Source organism: Streptomyces sp. NPDC034111 (genome assembly GCF_055575375.1).
In genome coordinates, this window is sequence record NZ_JBVIST010000003.1 from 427,045 (window position 1) to 442,126 (window position 15,082).

The following is a 15,082-nucleotide window of genomic DNA, read 5'->3' on the forward strand; positions in this document are numbered from 1 at the left end:
AGAATCGGCAATATGCGGTGAAATCCCGTTTCCCCAGGGCAAGTCGGGCCGGGCATAGCGCACCTAAGCGACAAATCCCGCACACACTTTGGACACAACTCGCCCCGGTGTCCTATGCGTTCGGCATGCATACGGAGATATCCGGAGGGGGATCACCCCAATAGTATCCCCTTTAACAAAACGGAATTGCCCCGTCCGATTTTCGGTGGACGGGGCAATTCCGGTCAAGCGGGGAAAGAGATGGCGCAAATCAGTGCCTACTCGGCGGCCGTTCAGTCGTTCGGCGCCGTTCGGAACCGTTCAGCAGCCTCCGGCGACCGCCGGAATGATCGAGACGCCCGCACCGTCCGGGGTCGGCGTCTCGAGGCCCTGCTCGAAACGGACGTCGTCGTCGTTGACGTAGACGTTCACGAAGCGGCGCAGCTTGCCGGCGTCGTCCAGCACACGGGCCGCGATGCCCTGGTGGTTCTTCTCCAGGTCGGCGATCACCTCGGAGAGGGTCGCACCCTCGGCGGTGACCTCGGCCTCGCCACCGGTGTACGTACGGAGGATGGTGGGGATGCGGACCTTGACGCTCATGGTTCTGCCTTCCGGACAGGGGTTACGGGTCTACGGGTTCGGGCGCTGCGGCTCAGCCGGCCAGGCCGGCCGCGCGGAACGCATCCAGGTTCGGCCGGATCGTGGCCGTGGGCCCGGTGGTCGGCGCAACGGCGTCCAGCGTCTTGAGACCGTCACCCGTATTGAGGACAACGGTGGTCAGGGACGGGTCGAGCAGACCCTCCTCGATCAGCTTCTTGGTCACGCCGACGGTCACCCCGCCCGCGGTCTCCGCGAAGATGCCCTCCGTCCGCGCCAGCAGCTTGATCGCGTCGACCACCTGCTCGTCGTTGACGTCCTCGACCGCACCGCCCGTACGGCGCGCGATGTCCAGCACATACGGGCCGTCGGCCGGGTTGCCGATCGCCAGCGACTTGGCGATGGTGTTCGGCTTCTGGGGGCGCACCACATCGTGCCCGGCCTTGAACGCCGTCGACACCGGCGAGCAGCCCTCCGCCTGGGCACCGAAGATCTTGTACGGCTTGTCCTCGACCAGGCCGAGGGCGATCAGCTCCTTGAGCCCCTTGTCGATCTTCGTCAGCTGCGAGCCGGACGCGATCGGGACGACGATCTGGTCCGGCAGCCGCCAGCCCAGCTGCTCACAGATCTCGTATGCCAGGGTCTTGGAGCCCTCGCCGTAGTAGGGGCGCAGATTGACGTTGACGAAGCCCCAGCCCTCGCCCAGCGGATCGCCGATGAGCTCCGAGCAGAAGCGGTTGACGTCGTCGTAGTTGCCCTCGATGCCGACCAGGTCACCGCCGTAGACCGCGGCCATGACGACCTTGCCGGCCTCCAGGTCGTGCGGGATGAAGACACAGGACTTGAAGCCGGCCCGGCGGGCCGCGGCGCCGACCGCACCGGCGAGGTTGCCGGTGGAGGAGCAGGACAGGGTCGTGAAACCGAAGGCACGGGCGGCCTCGACGGCGATCGCGACGACGCGGTCCTTGAAGGAGTGCGTCGGGTTGCCGGAGTCGTCCTTGACGTAGAGACCGCCGGTGACGCCCAGCTCGGCGGCGAGCCGGTCGGCCTTGACGAGCTTGGTGAAGCCGGGGTTGAGGTTCGGCTTGTCGGCCACGTCGGCGGGGACGGGCAGCAGCGGTGCGTAGCGCCAGATGTTGTCCGGACCGGCCTCGATCTGCTTCTTCAGGCGCTCGGGGTCGCCGCTCGGCAGGTCGTAGGCGACTTCGAGCGGCCCGAAACAGCTCGCGCAGGCGAAGATCGGACCCAGATCGAAGCGCTCACCACACTCCCGGCAGGACAGCGCGACGGCGGGGCCCAGGGCGACGGTGGGAGCGTTCGCGGCGGTTTCGGTGACTTCGGTGCTGTGCACAGCCATGGAGGCGAGGCCCTTTCTCCTCATCTTCCTCGCGGCGCATCTCGTCGCGAGACGGATTTGGCACCTTCCCTAGCCGGGAGCCTCGCGCGCTGTACGCGGAGACCGGCTGGAGGGTTGCCGGGGCTTCAACGGGCCGTATCCCTCTGCCCCTCTGGATGAGCGGTATGGCGCTGGGCCGAAACCCAGGCGTTTATGGCGCGGTGACCCCGACATGCGACGGTCATCCGCGTTGTTCAAGACTGTAACCGAAGGGGCTGACAGTTGAGATAGTCGTCCGCACCGCGAGATGGATCACAACCCGATGGAACACGTACCGTCCGCCGCCCGGGCGGCCACCGAGGAGTCGTAGACGTGCTGGAAGAGGTGGAGCGCTGGCTGAGCAGCCGCTCCTGGTCCGCCGCGGACCGCCCGCTGGAGCAGCTGCTGGAGGCGAAGCGCCAGACGGGCCGTACGGTCAGCGTCGTACTGCCCGCACTCGACGAGGAGGCCACGGTCGGCGCGATCGTCGCCACGATCCGCGCCGAGCTGATGACCGACGCCGCCCCCCTGGTCGACGAGCTGGTGGTGCTGGACTCCGGCTCCACCGACCGCACCGCCGAGGTCGCGGCGGCGGCCGGCGCCCGGGTCGTGCACCGCGACAGCATCCTGCCCCGGCTGCCCGCACTGCCCGGCAAGGGCGAGGTGCTGTGGCGCTCCCTTCTGGTCACCACCGGCGACATCATCTGCTTCGTCGATGCCGACCTGCGCGAATTCTCCGCCACCTTCGTCTCCGGGATCGTCGGCCCGCTGCTGACCGACCCCGGCATCCAGTTCGTCAAGGCGATGTACGACCGCCCGCTGGAGACGGGCGGCGCCCAGGGCGCCGCCGCCGGCCAGGGCGGCCGGGTCACCGAGCTGGTGGCCCGCCCCCTGCTCAACCTCCACTGGCCGCAGCTGGCCGGCTTCGTCCAGCCCCTGGGCGGCGAGTACGCCGCCCGGCGCACCCTCCTGGAGCGACTGCCCTTCCCCGTCGGCTACGGCGTCGAGCTCGGCCTGCTCGTCGACGCCCTGCACACCGTCGGCCTGGACGCCCTCGCCCAGGTGGACGTCGGCGTACGCAAACACCGCCACCAGGACGGCCAGGCCCTCGGCCGAATGGCCGCCGCCATCTACCGCACCGCCCAACTCCGCCTGACCCGCGGCCACTTGGTCCGTCCCCGGCTCACCCAGTTCGACCGCGGCGAAACCGGCTTCGTCCCCCGCACCACGGACGTCGACACCGAGGAACGCCCCCCGATGACCGAAATCCCCGAGTACACGGCCCGCCGCGCGGCCTGAGCCGCGCCGACTTCCCCTCCCAGGCGTCGCAGTCGTCCTCGGGCAGGGCCCAGGGCCCGTCTCCGTACGTTTGCACGGATCTGTTGCGGGTTAATGTCGCGTCATGGTCTCCGAGCGCAATGTGGTCCAGGCAGGTGCCCAGGTTCTTGTCGCGTCCAACCGCGGGCCGGTGTCGTACGCCCTGGGGGAGGGCGGGGCGCTGGTCGCCAAGCGGGGCGGTGGGGGGCTGGTGTCCGGGCTGTCGGCGATCGGGCCGGAGACCGACGCGGTGTGGGTGTGCGCCGCGCTGGGGGACGGCGACCGGGAGGCGGTGCGGCGGACCGGGGGTGCGCTGGACCCGGGTGACACCGGTGGGCAGCGCGTCCGGATGCTGGACATTCCGGCCCAGGTGCATGCCGAGGCCTACAACGGCATCGCGAACTCGGTGCTGTGGTTCGTCCACCACATGCTCTACCAGACACCGCTGGAGCCGGCCTTCGGTGCGGAGTTCCGTGCGCAGTGGGCGTCGTACGAGACGTACAACCAGGCCTTCGCACAGGCACTCGCCGACGAGGCCGCCGAGGGCGCGGCGGTGCTGGTGCAGGACTACCACCTGGCGCTGGTGCCAGGCATGCTGCGGGCACTGCGGCCCGACGTACGGATCGCGCACTTCTCGCACACACCATGGGCACCGCCGGAGTACTTCCGGATACTGCCGGACGACATCGCCGATCAGCTGCTGCGCGGGATGCTCGGCGCCGACCGGCTCGGGTTCCTGACGTACCGCTGGGCGGAGGCGTTCAGCGCGTGCTGCACCGCGGTGACCGGCGGCACCGGCGGCACCCGGGTCGGGGTGTACGGGCTCGGCGCGGACGCCGCGTTCCTGCGGGAGCGCTCACGGCGGGCGGACGTCGCCGAGCGGCTGGCCACGCTGCGCGAGCAGATCGGCACCGGGCCGGGCGGCACGGCGCGCAAGACCATCGTCCGGGTGGACCGCACGGAGCTGTCGAAGAACATCGTGCGGGGGCTGCTCGCCTACCGGCAACTGCTGGCGGACCGTCCGGAGTGGCGCGAGCGGGTGGTGCATGTGGCGTTCGCGTACCCCTCGCGCCAGGACCTGCCGGTCTACCGGGAGTACACCGAGGAGGTCGGCCGCGTCGCCGAGGAGATCAACGCCGAGTACGGGACGACCGACTGGCGTCCGGTCGAACTGCATGTGCGGGACGACTTCGCGCGGTCGCTGGCCGCGTACCGGCTGGCGGACGTGGCACTGGTCAATCCGATCCGGGACGGGATGAACCTCGTCGCGAAGGAGATCCCGGTGGTCTCCGAGCACGGCTGCGCGCTCGTGCTGTCACGGGAGGCCGGCGCGCACGAGGAACTGGGCGACGACGCCCTGACGGTCAATCCGTACGACATCACCGGCACCGCACAGGCGCTGCACGAGGCGCTGTCGATGGACGCCGGGGAGCGCGCCGAGCGCACGGAGCGACTGGCGGCGGCCGCCACCGCGCTGCCGCCCGCGCAGTGGTTCCTGCGGCAGCTGCGGGCACTGGTGGAGGACTGAACCGGCTGCCGAGACCTCCCGGACCCCGGAGGCGTGTGGCTGACCACCAGCGACGAGATCGCGGCGCAGTATGCCGGTACTTCGTAGCGGGGGGCGCCGCCGTACCGCGTAGCGGGGGCGCCCCTGTACCGCGTAGCGGGGAGGGCCGACGCTGCATTGCACAGCGGGGCCCGAGGCCGTACTGCGTAGCGGGGCCGGACGACGTACCGCACAGCGGGGCCAGGCGCCGTACTGCGTAGCGGGGCCCGAAGGCCGTACCGCGTAGCAGGGAAGGCCGACGCCGTATTGCACAGCAAGGGCCAGGCGCCGTACCGCACAGCGGAGCCCGACGGCCGCACCGCACAGCGGAGCCCGACGGCCGCACCGCACAGCGGAGCCCGACGGCCGCTCCGCCGGCCCCGTCGCCGTCAGTCCGCCGTCAGTCCGCCACGAGACGGTCCGCGAGGGCGTCCAGCAGCCCCACCACGCCGGCCGGGCCGTTGACCACCAGGTCGGCACGGTCGGCCAGTTCGGTCACCTCGTCGCTGCCGCTGCACACCAGGACGCCGGCCAGACCGTCCGAACGCAACTTCTCGACGGCGGCAAAGGCGGCCAGGTCGCCCAGGTCGTCGCCGGCGTAGAGGACCGTGGCCGCGCCGGTCTCCCGGACCCATTCGGCGAGGGCGACGCCCTTGTCCATGCCCGGCGGCCGCAGCTCCAGAACGAAGCGGCCCGGTTCGACGATCAGGCCGTGGCGTTCGGCGAGCGCGCCGAGCGGGCCGCGCAGCCGGTCGAAGGCGCCCTGGGGGTCGGCGGCGCGCCGGGTGTGCACGGCGATGGCGCGGCCGCCCTTGCGCTCGATGGCGGTCTCGACCCAGGTGCCGTGCCAGACACCGGACGCGTCCAGTACGCCGGGGAGTTCGGCCTGTATGGCGGCAACGCCGGGGTGCGGGGGCGGCGCCTGCACGGTACCGGTGGCGGCTTCCCAGCGCTCGGCGCCGTAGTGGCCGAGGACGGTGAGGTGGCCGAGGCCGGGCACCGAGTCGAAGCCGCCGAGGCGGACCGCGACGGTGGCCGGGCGGCCGGTGATCACGGCCGCCGCCTGCAAACGGGGCACGAGACGGCCGAGCGCCGCCACCGCGCCTTCGTGCGCTCGGGCCTTCTCCGGGTCGGGCACGATATCGGCGAGCGTGCCGTCGAAGTCGAGGGCGATGACGGCGCGTTCGGGGTGGGCCAGCAGCGCGGCGAGGCCGTCGCGGCCGGCGGGGGTCTGCGGGGTCGGCACGGACCCGGGCGCGCGCTCTGATCCGGGTGTCGGCTCGGGGAGCGGCGCGGCGTTCGAGGGGCTGCCCATGGCGCCGACCCTACCGGCGCAGCGCGGGCGCACGGGGGGTGTACGGGCGCATCGCGGGGTGAAGGCCGGGCGGAAAACGGCAACGGCGGGTCGGACGAGCCGTCAGCGACCGTCGCGGCGTCAGCCGCGGGTGCGGCGTCAGCCGCGGGTGCGGCGTCAGCCGCGGGTGCGGCGTCAGCCGCGGGTGCGGCGTCAGCGGCGGGCGCGGCGGGCGTCCCGCAGGCGGCGCAGGCGGTTGACGGTGACGGGGTCGTGGGCGAGCGCGCGGGGGTCGTCCAACAGGGCGTTGAGGAGCTGGTAGTAGCGGGTCGGGGAGATGCCCAGCTGCTCACGGACGGCCCGCTCCTTGGGGCCGGGGCCCGGCCAGGAGCGGCGCTCCACGGCGAGCACGGCCTCGTCCCGCGCGGACAGCCCCGAGGTGCGGTCATCGCCGGTGGGGTCCTCGCCCGTGGGGCCCGAGGTGTGGTCATCACCGGTGCGGTCCTCGCCCGTGGGCCCCGAGGTGCGGTCCTCGCCCACGCCCATGGGCACAGCGTCCCCCGCGCCCTCCGTACCGGCCGCGTCGTCCCTACCGCTCGTCGTCACGTTTCCACGATAAGCGCACCGTCCGACAGTGCCCGCCGCCCCGCGCCCCGCCTCTCCCCTCGCGCTCCGCTCCTCGCCCTCTCCCCTCTCGCTCCGCCTTCCTCGCCCTCTCACCTCTCGTATCGCCCCTCTCGCCCCTCGCCTCGCTGCCTCCATCTATTCCGGCAACGATTACGGAGCGTAATCAGTTCCCTCGGAGAGTAGTCGGCAGTCGGCCTGAGGGCAGCCGGTGGGTGTACGGCGGGGCGGCCGGCCGTACACCCCCATTACCCGACGGCGCTGCCGTACACCCGCCTTACCGGTTACCGGCGGCGCTGCCGTACACCGCCTTACCCAACGGCGCTGCTGCACACCCGCCTTACCCAACAGCGCCGCCGCACACCCCCGTTACCTGACAGCGCCGCCGTGCACCCCCATAACCCGGCGGCGCTGTCGCACACCCGCCCTACCCGATGGCGCTGTCCGCCTCGTCCGCGGCGTTCTGGATGTCGGTGAGGACGCCGGACGGGTTGCCGTGCGGGCCGACCGCGGCGCCCATCTTGGCCTTGACAGTCTTGGAGACCAGCGGCCAGGAGGTCTTGTTCGCGGGGTAGAACTCGGCGGTGGCGAGCTGCTTGAGGAAGCCGTGCAGCTTGGCGTACTTGTCGTCGGCGAGCATCGCCTGAGAGGCGGAGGTGGTCACCGGCAGCAGACCGTACTCGTCGGAGAACTTCTCGACGTTCTTGACGCTGTAGACGAAGTCGAGGAACTTGCCGATCTCGGCGCGGTGGCCGTTCTGCTTGAACGCCATCATCCAGTCGGCGACGCCCATGGTGGCCTTGGCCTTGCCGTCGGTGCCGGGCAGTTCGACGGTGCCGTAGTCGATACCCTTGGCCGCGGCCTGCTTCATCAGGGTGGGGTGGCCGTTGAGCATGCCGACCTTGCCGTCCAGGAAGCCCTGGAAGGCTTCCTGGCGGTTGAGGTCGGCGGGGTCGCTGCCGGTGAGGCCCTTGCCGACCAGGTTCTCCTTCAGCCAGGTGAAGGTCTTGATGTTCTCCTGCGAATCGATGCGGTACTTGCCGATGCTGTCGGTGTAGCCGCCGCCCCCGCTGAGCATCCACATCAGCGTCTCGGCCTGGGTCTCCTCCGGGCCGAGCGGCAGCGCGTAGGGCATCTTGACGCCACGTGCCTTCAGCAGCTGGGCGTCGTGGGCTATGTCGCTCCAGGTCTCCGGGGGATTACTGATGCCGGCCTGGGCGAAGAGCTTCTTGTTGTAGAAGAGCCGCCGGGTGCTGGCGGCGAAGGGCAGGCCGTACTGGACCCGCTGGTACTCGCCGGCCTCCGCGAGGGAGGGGGTGAAGTCCGCCTGGGTGGAGACGGCCAGCAGCTTGTCAGCGCTGTAGAGCTTGCCCTTGGCGGCGTAGTCGGCGTACGCGCCGATCTGTGCGAGGTCCGGGGCGTGGCCGTCCTCGACCAGCTCCTCGACCTTCTTGTCGACGTCCGTCCAGCTGTGGACCTCGACATCGACCTTGATGCGGGGGTTCTTCTTCTCGAAGGCCCGGGCGAGGTCGTCCCAGTAGCGCTGGGACCCGTTGGCCTCACTGTCACCGTAGTCCGCCGCGATCAGCTTGAGGGTGACGTCTTCGTCGCCCGCCCCGCTGCCGCAGCCGGTAAGAGTCAGTGTCATGGAGGCGGCCATCGCCACCGCCGCCAGGCTCAAGTACCGCCGCTGCACTGCTGTTACCGCCCTTTTCCCAATCCCGAGAACCATGTGTGTGCCGGGTCTTCCGACGCCGTCGGGGGGATCGCCCACGACCGGCATGAACAGCGGGTTCTCCCCGCGTCCCGCACAAGGTCTACACCACCGCCCCGCGCGCTCCGGCAGCGGGTTCCCCACTTCGGTGACGAGGATCGGCTACGCGGATGGGCTTCATCACGAGGATCGGCCGGTGAGTGGACTAGACCTTTCGGTGCGGAGCGCGCGAAACTGTTCCCGTGAGACACGTCATCGCCCTTGATGTGGGCGGCACCGGGATGAAAGCCGCCCTCGTAGGGGTGGATGCCACGCCGTCCGGCCGGACGCCGCCCCCGCTGCTGTACGAGGCGCGGCGCCCCACAGGACGCGAGCACGGCCCCGAGGCGGTCGTCGAGACCATCCTCGGTTTCGCCGCCGAGCTGCGGGACATCGGCACGGCGCGCTTCGGCACCACGGCCGAGGCGGCCGGCGTCGCGGTCCCCGGCATCGTCGACGAAGAGTCCGGCACCGCGGTCTACGCCGCGAACCTCGGCTGGCGGGACGTCCCCATGCGGGCGTTGCTGTCCGAACGGCTCGGCGGGGTGCCGGTCGCCCTGGGCCATGACGTGCGCACCGGGGGCCTGGCCGAGGGCCGGATCGGGGCGGGCCGGGGCGCCGACCGCTTTCTGTTCGTCCCGCTGGGCACCGGGATCGCGGGCGCGATCGGCATCGGCGGCCGGATCGAGGCGGGCGCGCACGGCAGCGCGGGCGAGATCGGCCACATCGTCGTACGGCCCGGGGGGCGGGCCTGTGGCTGCGGGCAGCGGGGCTGTCTGGAGACGGTGGCCTCGGCCGCGGCCGTGGGCCGGGACTGGGCGGCGGCGTGCGGCGATCCGCAGGCCGGCGCGGCGGATGCGGCGGAGGCCGTGCAGTCCGGGGACGAGCGGGCCCGGGCGGTGTGGCAGAACGCGGTGGACGCGCTTGCCGACGGTCTGGTCACCGGGCTCACCCTGCTCGATCCGCAGATGATGATCATCGGTGGTGGGCTCGCGGAGGCGGGCGACACGCTGTTCGTTCCTCTGCGGGAAGCGGTCCGCCGGCGCGTTACGTTCCAGCGGCTCCCCACGATCGTTCCGGCGGCCCTGGGGGACGCCGCCGGGTGCCTGGGCGCGGGGCTCCTCGCCCGGGATCTTCTCTCCACGGAGGTAACCGCCTGATGGCACAGCACCAGTCCGCGCAGCCGCCCTCGGGCTCCCGGCGCACCGTCCTGGACGGGGCCCGGATCACCCGGCCGTCCGGTGTCGTCGACCGGGGTCGGATCACCGTCGAGGGCAGCCGGATCGCCGCTGTCCACAGCCGTGACGCGGATGCCCCGGAGGACGGCGGGGGCGCACATGTCGTGGACCTCTCGGGTCACCTCATCGTCCCCGGCTTCGTCGATGTGCATGTCCACGGCGGGGGCGGCGGCTCCTTCTCCTCCGCCGACCCCGACGAGTGCATGAGGGTCATCGACACCCACCGCAGACACGGCACCACGTCGATGGTCGCCTCGACCGTCACCGGTGAACTGGCCGAACTCGCCCGGCAGGCCGGGGTGCTCGCCGAGCTCGTCCAGCAGGGTGAGCTGGCCGGTATCCACTTCGAGGGCCCGTTCATCTCGCCGCAGCGCTGCGGCGCCCACCAGCCGGAGCTGTTGCGTGACCCGGATCCGGCCGATGTCCGCAAGCTCCTCGACGCCGCGCACGGCACCGCGGTGATGATGACCGTCGCCCCCGAACTGCCCGGCGGCCTTGCGTCCGTACGGCTGCTCGCCGACGCCGGGGTGATCGCCGCCCTCGGCCACACCGACTCCTCCTACGACGCCACCCGTGAGGCGATCGACGCGGGCGCCACTGTGGCCACCCACCTCTTCAACGCGATGCCGGCGCTCGGCCACCGGGCGCCGGGCCCGGTCGCCGCTCTCCTGGAGGACGAGCGGATCACCGTCGAGCTGATCAATGACGGTACCCATCTGCACCCCGCGATCCTGCAACTGGCGGTCCGTGAGGCGGGCGAGGGGCGGGTCGCGTTCATCACGGACGCCATGGGCGCGGCGGGCATGAGCGACGGGATGTACCCGCTCGGTCCGATGCGGGTCGAGGTCAGGGGCGGCGTCGCGCGGATCAGCGAGGGGCCCACGGCCGGCTCCATCGCGGGCTCCACGCTCACTTTGGACCGTGCCTTCCAACGTGCCGTCACCGTGGACGGCCTGACCGTCGACCAGGCCGTACAGGCGCTCTCGGCGACCCCCGCCCGCCTGTTGGGCATCGACGGGGAGACCGGTTCCCTGGAGGCCGGCAAGCTCGCCGACCTGGTGGTCCTCGACGCGGCGTACGAGCCGGCCGGTGTCATGCGCCAGGGCGAGTGGCTGGTGCGCCCTCAGGGGGTGTGAGGGCCCGCGGCCGCACCAGGGTGCCTACGCAGCCTGCCGCCCCTCCGGGTAGCCGCCCACCACCGGCCGGTTACCCCGGGTCTGGGCCAACCACCACCGGCGATGGCATGATCGCTCGCGCACTTGTCCGCATGCCGCCGCCGAACGCGGTTGCCCGACCCCGGCCGCCCGGCCATGACTGCCCGGAGGGGCGACCATGATCCTCACGGTCACGCTGAACGCCGCCCTGGACATCACCTACCGTCTGCCCCGGCTCCGCCCGCAGGGCACGAACCGGATCAGCGAGGTGTCCGAACGCCCCGGCGGCAAGGGCCTGAATGTCGCCCGTGTACTGGCCGCGCTCGGTCACCGTACGGTCGCCACCGGCTTCGCGGGCGGCGGCACCGGTGAGGCGCTGCGTGCGCTGCTCGCGGACACCGATGTCACCGATGCGCTGCTCCCGGTCGGCGGTGCCACCCGCCGTACGGTCGCCGTCGTCGACGAGGAGTCCGGGGACACCACCCAGCTCAACGAGCCGGGCCCGACCGTCTCCCCCGCCGAATGGGCCACCTTCCTCGGCACCTACCGTGAACTGCTCGCCGACGCGCGGGCGGTGGCGCTGTGCGGCAGCCTCCCGCCGGGCGTTCCGGTCGATGTCTACGCCCGGCTCACCCGCACCGCGCGTACCGCGGGCGTCCCCGTTCTCCTCGACACCAGCGGCGAACCCCTGCGCCGGGGCCTGGCCGCGCGCCCGGACCTCGCCAAGCCCAATGCGGATGAGCTCGCCGCCCTCACCGGCAGTACCGAGCCGCTGCGCGCGGCCCGCGAGGCCCGCCGCCGCGGCGCCCATGCGGTGGCCGCCTCGCTCGGCCCGGACGGCATGCTCGCGGTCACCGCCGACGGGACCTGGCAGGCCGCGCCGCCCCTGCGGTTCGCCGGCAATCCGACCGGCGCCGGTGACTCGGCGGTGGCCGGTCTGCTGTCGGGCCTGGTGGAGGAGCTTCCCTGGCCGGCCCGTCTGACCCGCGCGGTGGCGCTGTCCGCCGCCACGGTACGGGCCCCGGCGGCGGGCGAGTTCGATGTGGCGACGTACGAAGAGCTGCTGCCGCGCGTGGTGGTGAGGGATCATCCCAACGCGGCGTGACCTACGGCGGTTGCAGCCTCAAGGTGGTTCGGGGAAAAAGGTCCGGCTGGGTAGCAGCCGCATTCCCGTCAGCTCCTGGCGAGCCAGACCTGGTCCAGGTTCGCATCACACTGGTTGCCGCTCTCGCAGGACAGCTTGACGGTGTTGGTGCCCTGGTTGAGCTGGACGATCGACCAGGTCTTCGTCCAGCCCTTGTCCCAGGCGCCTTCGGGGGCGTGCGCGAAGTTCCCCAGGTTGACCGGCCGGCTGTCCGCCTTGCCGTTCACGTTCAGCGTGAGGTTGGCGTCCTTGCCGGGCACGCCGTATCCGACGTAGAGCTTGTACCGGCCGGCCTTTTCGACATCGACCGTCCAAGTGACGGTCGCGCCGGGGGTGTTCATACCGGCGACGTACGTCCCGCCCGGCGTGCGCGCGCCGGGGATGTCCTTGGCGGTGGTGGCGCCGCCGTCCAGGCGCAGGCTGCCCGCGTCCTCCTTCGGGAGCTTCCCGGCCGAAGGCTTGCTGGTCGGCGGATCGCTGGGCTTGACCGATTCACCCGCGGTGGGGCCGGGCTTGCCGGCCTCGGTGCCCTTGGTGTCGTCGCCGTTGGTGAGCATGGCGACGCCTATGCCTATGCAGACCACCGCGACCACCGCGACCGCACCGATCAGCAGGCCGTTGCGGCGGCGCGGTTCCGGGCCGCCGGTGTGGCCGGGGGCCGGGGTGGGGCGGGTGCGGTCGCCGCCGGGGAGGGTTTCGGGCGCGGCGTAGTGCGCGTTCTGCTGCCCGTAGGTGAGCTGCTGCGGGGCCTGCTGGCCGTACTGGCGCTGGCCGACCGCGCGGACCTGGTTGTAGGACGTGCGTGGAACCCCCGGCTGCCGGGCCGCCGCGCCGTCGCCCGACGGGCCCGGTGCGCCGCCCTGGCCGCCTTCCGAGCGGTAGAGGTAGGCGAACGGGTCGTCGTTCTCCGGCGTGTCCGCGCCGTTGTTGCCGGCCGTCATTCCGTGTCACTCCCAAGCGGTCTGTGCGCGTCGTGTATGCGTCGGTACGCGGTCGCAGACACCCTGCGCGAAAACTGTGTTCCGGCCCCCCGGCGCCGCCGCGCCGCATCGGCGCAGCCTACCCCCTCGCGACCCGCCCACACCGGCCGCGGAGGGCCACAAGATCGCTACAGAACGGTGAACTGCTGGTGCGGTGGGGGGCGGGCCGCGGGTGTGAGATACGCGGCACCGCCGACGGCCCTGGGGGTCTCTCCCCGGCGGGGTGGGCCGCTCAGCCCGCCGCGCGCCGGTTGGCCTTGGAGCGGGAGCGCTTCTCGACGTACATCCGCTGGTCCGCCGACTCCAGCACCTCCTCGGCGGTCATCCCGCAGTTCGCCCAGCCGATGCCGAAGCTCGCGCCCACCCGGACGGCCCGGCCCTCCACCCGGATCGGCGGAATGATCGCGTTGCGCAGCCGGACCGCGAGGTCCTGGGCGTCGGCCGTGCCCAGACCGTCGGCGAGCACCACGAACTCGTCACCGCCGAGCCGGGCGACGGTATCGCCGTCGCGGACGCCGCTGGTCAGCCGCCGGGCGACCTCGATCAGCACCGCGTCGCCGGTGTTGTGCCCGAAGCGGTCGTTGATCGACTTGAAGCCGTCGAGGTCGCAGAAGAGCACCGCGAGCCCTTTGGAGCCGTCGTCGGCCGGCCCGTCCGTAGGGGCGACGAGGTGGACGTGGTGGTCGAACGGGACCGGGCCCTTGCCCTCGAAGCCGTCGACGCCGTCGAAGGGCTCCTTGCCGTTCGTCCGGAAGCCGTGCGGATCGCTGGGGTGGCCGCCGCCCGCCGAGGCGTAGGCATCGGCCATCGAGCCGGGCTTGCGGGAGCACAGCCGCGCGCCGAGCCGGGCCCGCAGCTCGGCGCTGTTGGGCAGGCCGGTCAGCGAGTCGTGGCTGGCGCGGTGCGCGAGCTGGAGCTCGTGCCGCTTGCGCTCCTCGATGTCCTCGACGTGGGTGAGCAGGAAGCGCGGGCCGTCGGCGGTGTCGGCGACGACGGAGTTGCGCAGCGAGACCCACACATAGGTGCCGTCCCGGCGGGCCAGCCGCAGCTCGGCGCGGCCGCCCTCGGCGGAGGTGCGCAGCAGGGTGCCGATGTCCTCGGGGTGGACGAGGTCGGAGAAGGAGTAGCGGCGCAGACCGGATGCCGTACGGCCCAGCAGCCGGCACAGCGCGTCGTTGGTGCGTAGCAGACGGCCGTGCTGGTCACCGCCCATTTCGGCCACGGCCATCCCGCTCGGGGCGTACTCGAAGGCCTGCCGGAAGCTCTCCTCGCTGGCGCGCAGCGCCTGCTGCTCGCGCTCCAGCCGGACCAGTGCGCGCTGCATGTTGGCCCGCAGCCGGGCGTTGCTGATCGCGATGGCGGACTGGAAGGCGTACATCTGGAGGGCTTCCTGGCCCCAGGCGCCGGGCCGCCGGCCGTTGCGCGGCCGGTCGACGGAGATCACGCCCAGCAGCTCGCCGCCGCCGTTGCCGGCGGTGTACATGGGCGCGAAGAGGCGGTCCATCGGATGCCACTCGTCGGGGAACCGGGGGGCGGGGCCGGCCGTGTGCCACTGCGGTACGTCGTCGTCATCGAGCACCCAGCCCTCGGTGTGCGGGATGAAGCGCAGGTCACCCCAGCGCTCCCCCATGGACAGCCGGCGTTCCCAGGAGGACCGGGAGCCGACCCGGCCGGCCATCAGGGCCTCGGCGCCCGCGCTGCCGGCGACCGCCGCGACGACGAGATCGCCGTCGGGGCGGACGAGATTGACCGCGCACAGCTCATAGCCGAGGCCGTTGAGCGCACCGTCGGCGACGGTCTGCAAGGTGTCCGCAAGGCTGCGTGCGGTATTCAGCTCGGCGACCACTTGGTGCAGCTGCCGCAGGGTCGCAAGACGGACGTATGGCTCCGACTCGGTCTCCATCGCTCGCTCTCCCTGAGACCTCGACAGCAAACTCCACGATTCTTTGTCGTCCGATTCCACGCTCACTGAATCACAGTGAGCTGTTCACTCGGTACACAGGGTCAACAATTAGCGCCTGCTGTGACTCAAGTCACAGACCGTGAACGAGCGTTGATGATCTCCCCCGCACTCATTATTG

At 71.7% G+C, this 15,082-nt stretch carries 12 protein-coding genes and 1 riboswitch; of the genes, 5 read left to right on the plus strand and 7 right to left on the minus strand.

Annotated features, from left to right (window positions below; all coding sequences use genetic code 11):
- Positions 1 to 300: 300 nt before the first annotated feature.
- Together ACZ55A_RS11250 and thrC are read right to left on the minus strand one after the other, a co-directional pair.
- A complete protein-coding gene (locus tag ACZ55A_RS11250; RefSeq protein ID WP_016578817.1) occupies positions 301 to 579 on the minus strand; it encodes a MoaD/ThiS family protein in 279 nt (92 codons plus the stop codon).
- A 52-nt stretch (positions 580 to 631) separates the two neighbouring features.
- Entirely contained in the window at positions 632 to 1,933 is a 1,302-nt protein-coding gene (gene thrC / locus ACZ55A_RS11255; RefSeq protein ID WP_468837494.1) for a threonine synthase, read from the minus strand.
- A gap of 17 nt (positions 1,934 to 1,950) precedes the next feature.
- A riboswitch (SAM riboswitch) is annotated at positions 1,951 to 2,095 on the minus strand.
- Between the two features lie 189 nt (positions 2,096 to 2,284).
- On the opposite strand from thrC, the gene ACZ55A_RS11260 reads away from it, so the two are divergent.
- A complete protein-coding gene (locus tag ACZ55A_RS11260; RefSeq protein WP_468837496.1) occupies positions 2,285 to 3,250 on the plus strand; it encodes a glucosyl-3-phosphoglycerate synthase in 966 nt (321 codons plus the stop codon).
- Positions 3,251 to 3,353: 103 nt separating this feature from the next.
- Positions 3,354 to 4,796 carry an alpha,alpha-trehalose-phosphate synthase (UDP-forming) gene (locus ACZ55A_RS11265; protein ID WP_468837498.1) on the plus strand — a complete coding sequence of 481 codons (1,443 nt, stop codon included), beginning with the start codon at positions 3,354 to 3,356 and terminating at the stop codon, positions 4,794 to 4,796.
- Positions 4,797 to 5,214: 418 nt separating this feature from the next.
- Here ACZ55A_RS11265 and otsB read toward each other — a convergent pair whose 3' ends face one another.
- From otsB to ACZ55A_RS11280, 3 genes are all read right to left on the minus strand, one after another.
- Positions 5,215 to 6,129, minus strand: a complete 915-nt coding sequence (gene otsB, locus ACZ55A_RS11270; protein WP_468837500.1) for a trehalose-phosphatase — start codon at positions 6,127 to 6,129, stop codon at positions 5,215 to 5,217.
- 192 nt (positions 6,130 to 6,321) lie between these two features.
- Positions 6,322 to 6,540 (minus strand): DUF3263 domain-containing protein, encoded by a 219-nt coding sequence (locus ACZ55A_RS11275; RefSeq protein ID WP_468837964.1) that lies wholly within the window; start codon positions 6,538 to 6,540, stop codon positions 6,322 to 6,324.
- A 619-nt stretch (positions 6,541 to 7,159) separates the two neighbouring features.
- On the minus strand, positions 7,160 to 8,428 hold the full coding sequence (locus ACZ55A_RS11280) for an extracellular solute-binding protein (protein ID WP_468837503.1): 1,269 nt from the start codon (positions 8,426 to 8,428) through the stop codon (positions 7,160 to 7,162).
- Between the two features lie 260 nt (positions 8,429 to 8,688).
- Here ACZ55A_RS11280 and ACZ55A_RS11285 point away from each other — a divergent pair, with 260 nt between their 5' ends.
- The 3 genes from ACZ55A_RS11285 to ACZ55A_RS11295 all read left to right on the plus strand — a co-directional run bounded on the left by ACZ55A_RS11285 (position 8,689) and on the right by ACZ55A_RS11295 (position 11,982).
- On the plus strand, positions 8,689 to 9,645 hold the full coding sequence (locus tag ACZ55A_RS11285) for an ROK family protein (protein WP_468837505.1): 957 nt from the start codon (positions 8,689 to 8,691) through the stop codon (positions 9,643 to 9,645).
- A complete protein-coding gene (nagA, locus tag ACZ55A_RS11290) occupies positions 9,645 to 10,859 on the plus strand; it encodes an N-acetylglucosamine-6-phosphate deacetylase (protein ID WP_468837508.1) in 1,215 nt (404 codons plus the stop codon). The genes ACZ55A_RS11285 and nagA overlap by 1 nt, the downstream gene beginning before the upstream one ends.
- 196 nt (positions 10,860 to 11,055) lie before the next feature.
- Positions 11,056 to 11,982 (plus strand): 1-phosphofructokinase family hexose kinase, encoded by a 927-nt coding sequence (locus ACZ55A_RS11295; RefSeq protein ID WP_468837511.1) that lies wholly within the window; start codon positions 11,056 to 11,058, stop codon positions 11,980 to 11,982.
- Positions 11,983 to 12,050: 68 nt separating this feature from the next.
- Here the strand turns inward: ACZ55A_RS11295 and ACZ55A_RS11300 are convergent, their stop codons facing one another.
- Together ACZ55A_RS11300 and cdgB are read right to left on the minus strand one after the other, a co-directional pair.
- Positions 12,051 to 12,962: a CBM35 domain-containing protein gene (locus ACZ55A_RS11300; protein ID WP_468837514.1), complete on the minus strand. Its 912-nt coding sequence runs from the start codon at positions 12,960 to 12,962 to the stop codon at positions 12,051 to 12,053.
- 271 nt (positions 12,963 to 13,233) lie between these two features.
- Positions 13,234 to 14,904 carry a diguanylate cyclase CdgB gene (gene cdgB, locus ACZ55A_RS11305; RefSeq protein ID WP_468837517.1) on the minus strand — a complete coding sequence of 557 codons (1,671 nt, stop codon included), beginning with the start codon at positions 14,902 to 14,904 and terminating at the stop codon, positions 13,234 to 13,236.
- Positions 14,905 to 15,082: the final 178 nt, after the last annotated feature.

What these genes read in the sequence shown, in the direction of transcription:
- ACZ55A_RS11250 (WP_016578817.1), bottom strand. Translation starts at nt 579, where the DNA reads ATGAGCGTCAAGGTCCGCATCCCCACCATCCTCCGTACGTACACCGGT.
- thrC (WP_468837494.1), bottom strand. Translation starts at nt 1,933, where the DNA reads ATGGCTGTGCACAGCACCGAAGTCACCGAAACCGCCGCGAACGCTCCC.
- ACZ55A_RS11265 (WP_468837498.1), top strand. Translation starts at nt 3,354, where the DNA reads ATGGTCTCCGAGCGCAATGTGGTCCAGGCAGGTGCCCAGGTTCTTGTC.
- otsB (WP_468837500.1), bottom strand. Translation starts at nt 6,129, where the DNA reads ATGGGCAGCCCCTCGAACGCCGCGCCGCTCCCCGAGCCGACACCCGGA.
- nagA (WP_468837508.1), top strand. Translation starts at nt 9,645, where the DNA reads ATGGCACAGCACCAGTCCGCGCAGCCGCCCTCGGGCTCCCGGCGCACC.
- ACZ55A_RS11295 (WP_468837511.1), top strand. Translation starts at nt 11,056, where the DNA reads ATGATCCTCACGGTCACGCTGAACGCCGCCCTGGACATCACCTACCGT.
- ACZ55A_RS11300 (WP_468837514.1), bottom strand. Translation starts at nt 12,962, where the DNA reads ATGACGGCCGGCAACAACGGCGCGGACACGCCGGAGAACGACGACCCG.
- cdgB (WP_468837517.1), bottom strand. Translation starts at nt 14,904, where the DNA reads ATGGAGACCGAGTCGGAGCCATACGTCCGTCTTGCGACCCTGCGGCAG.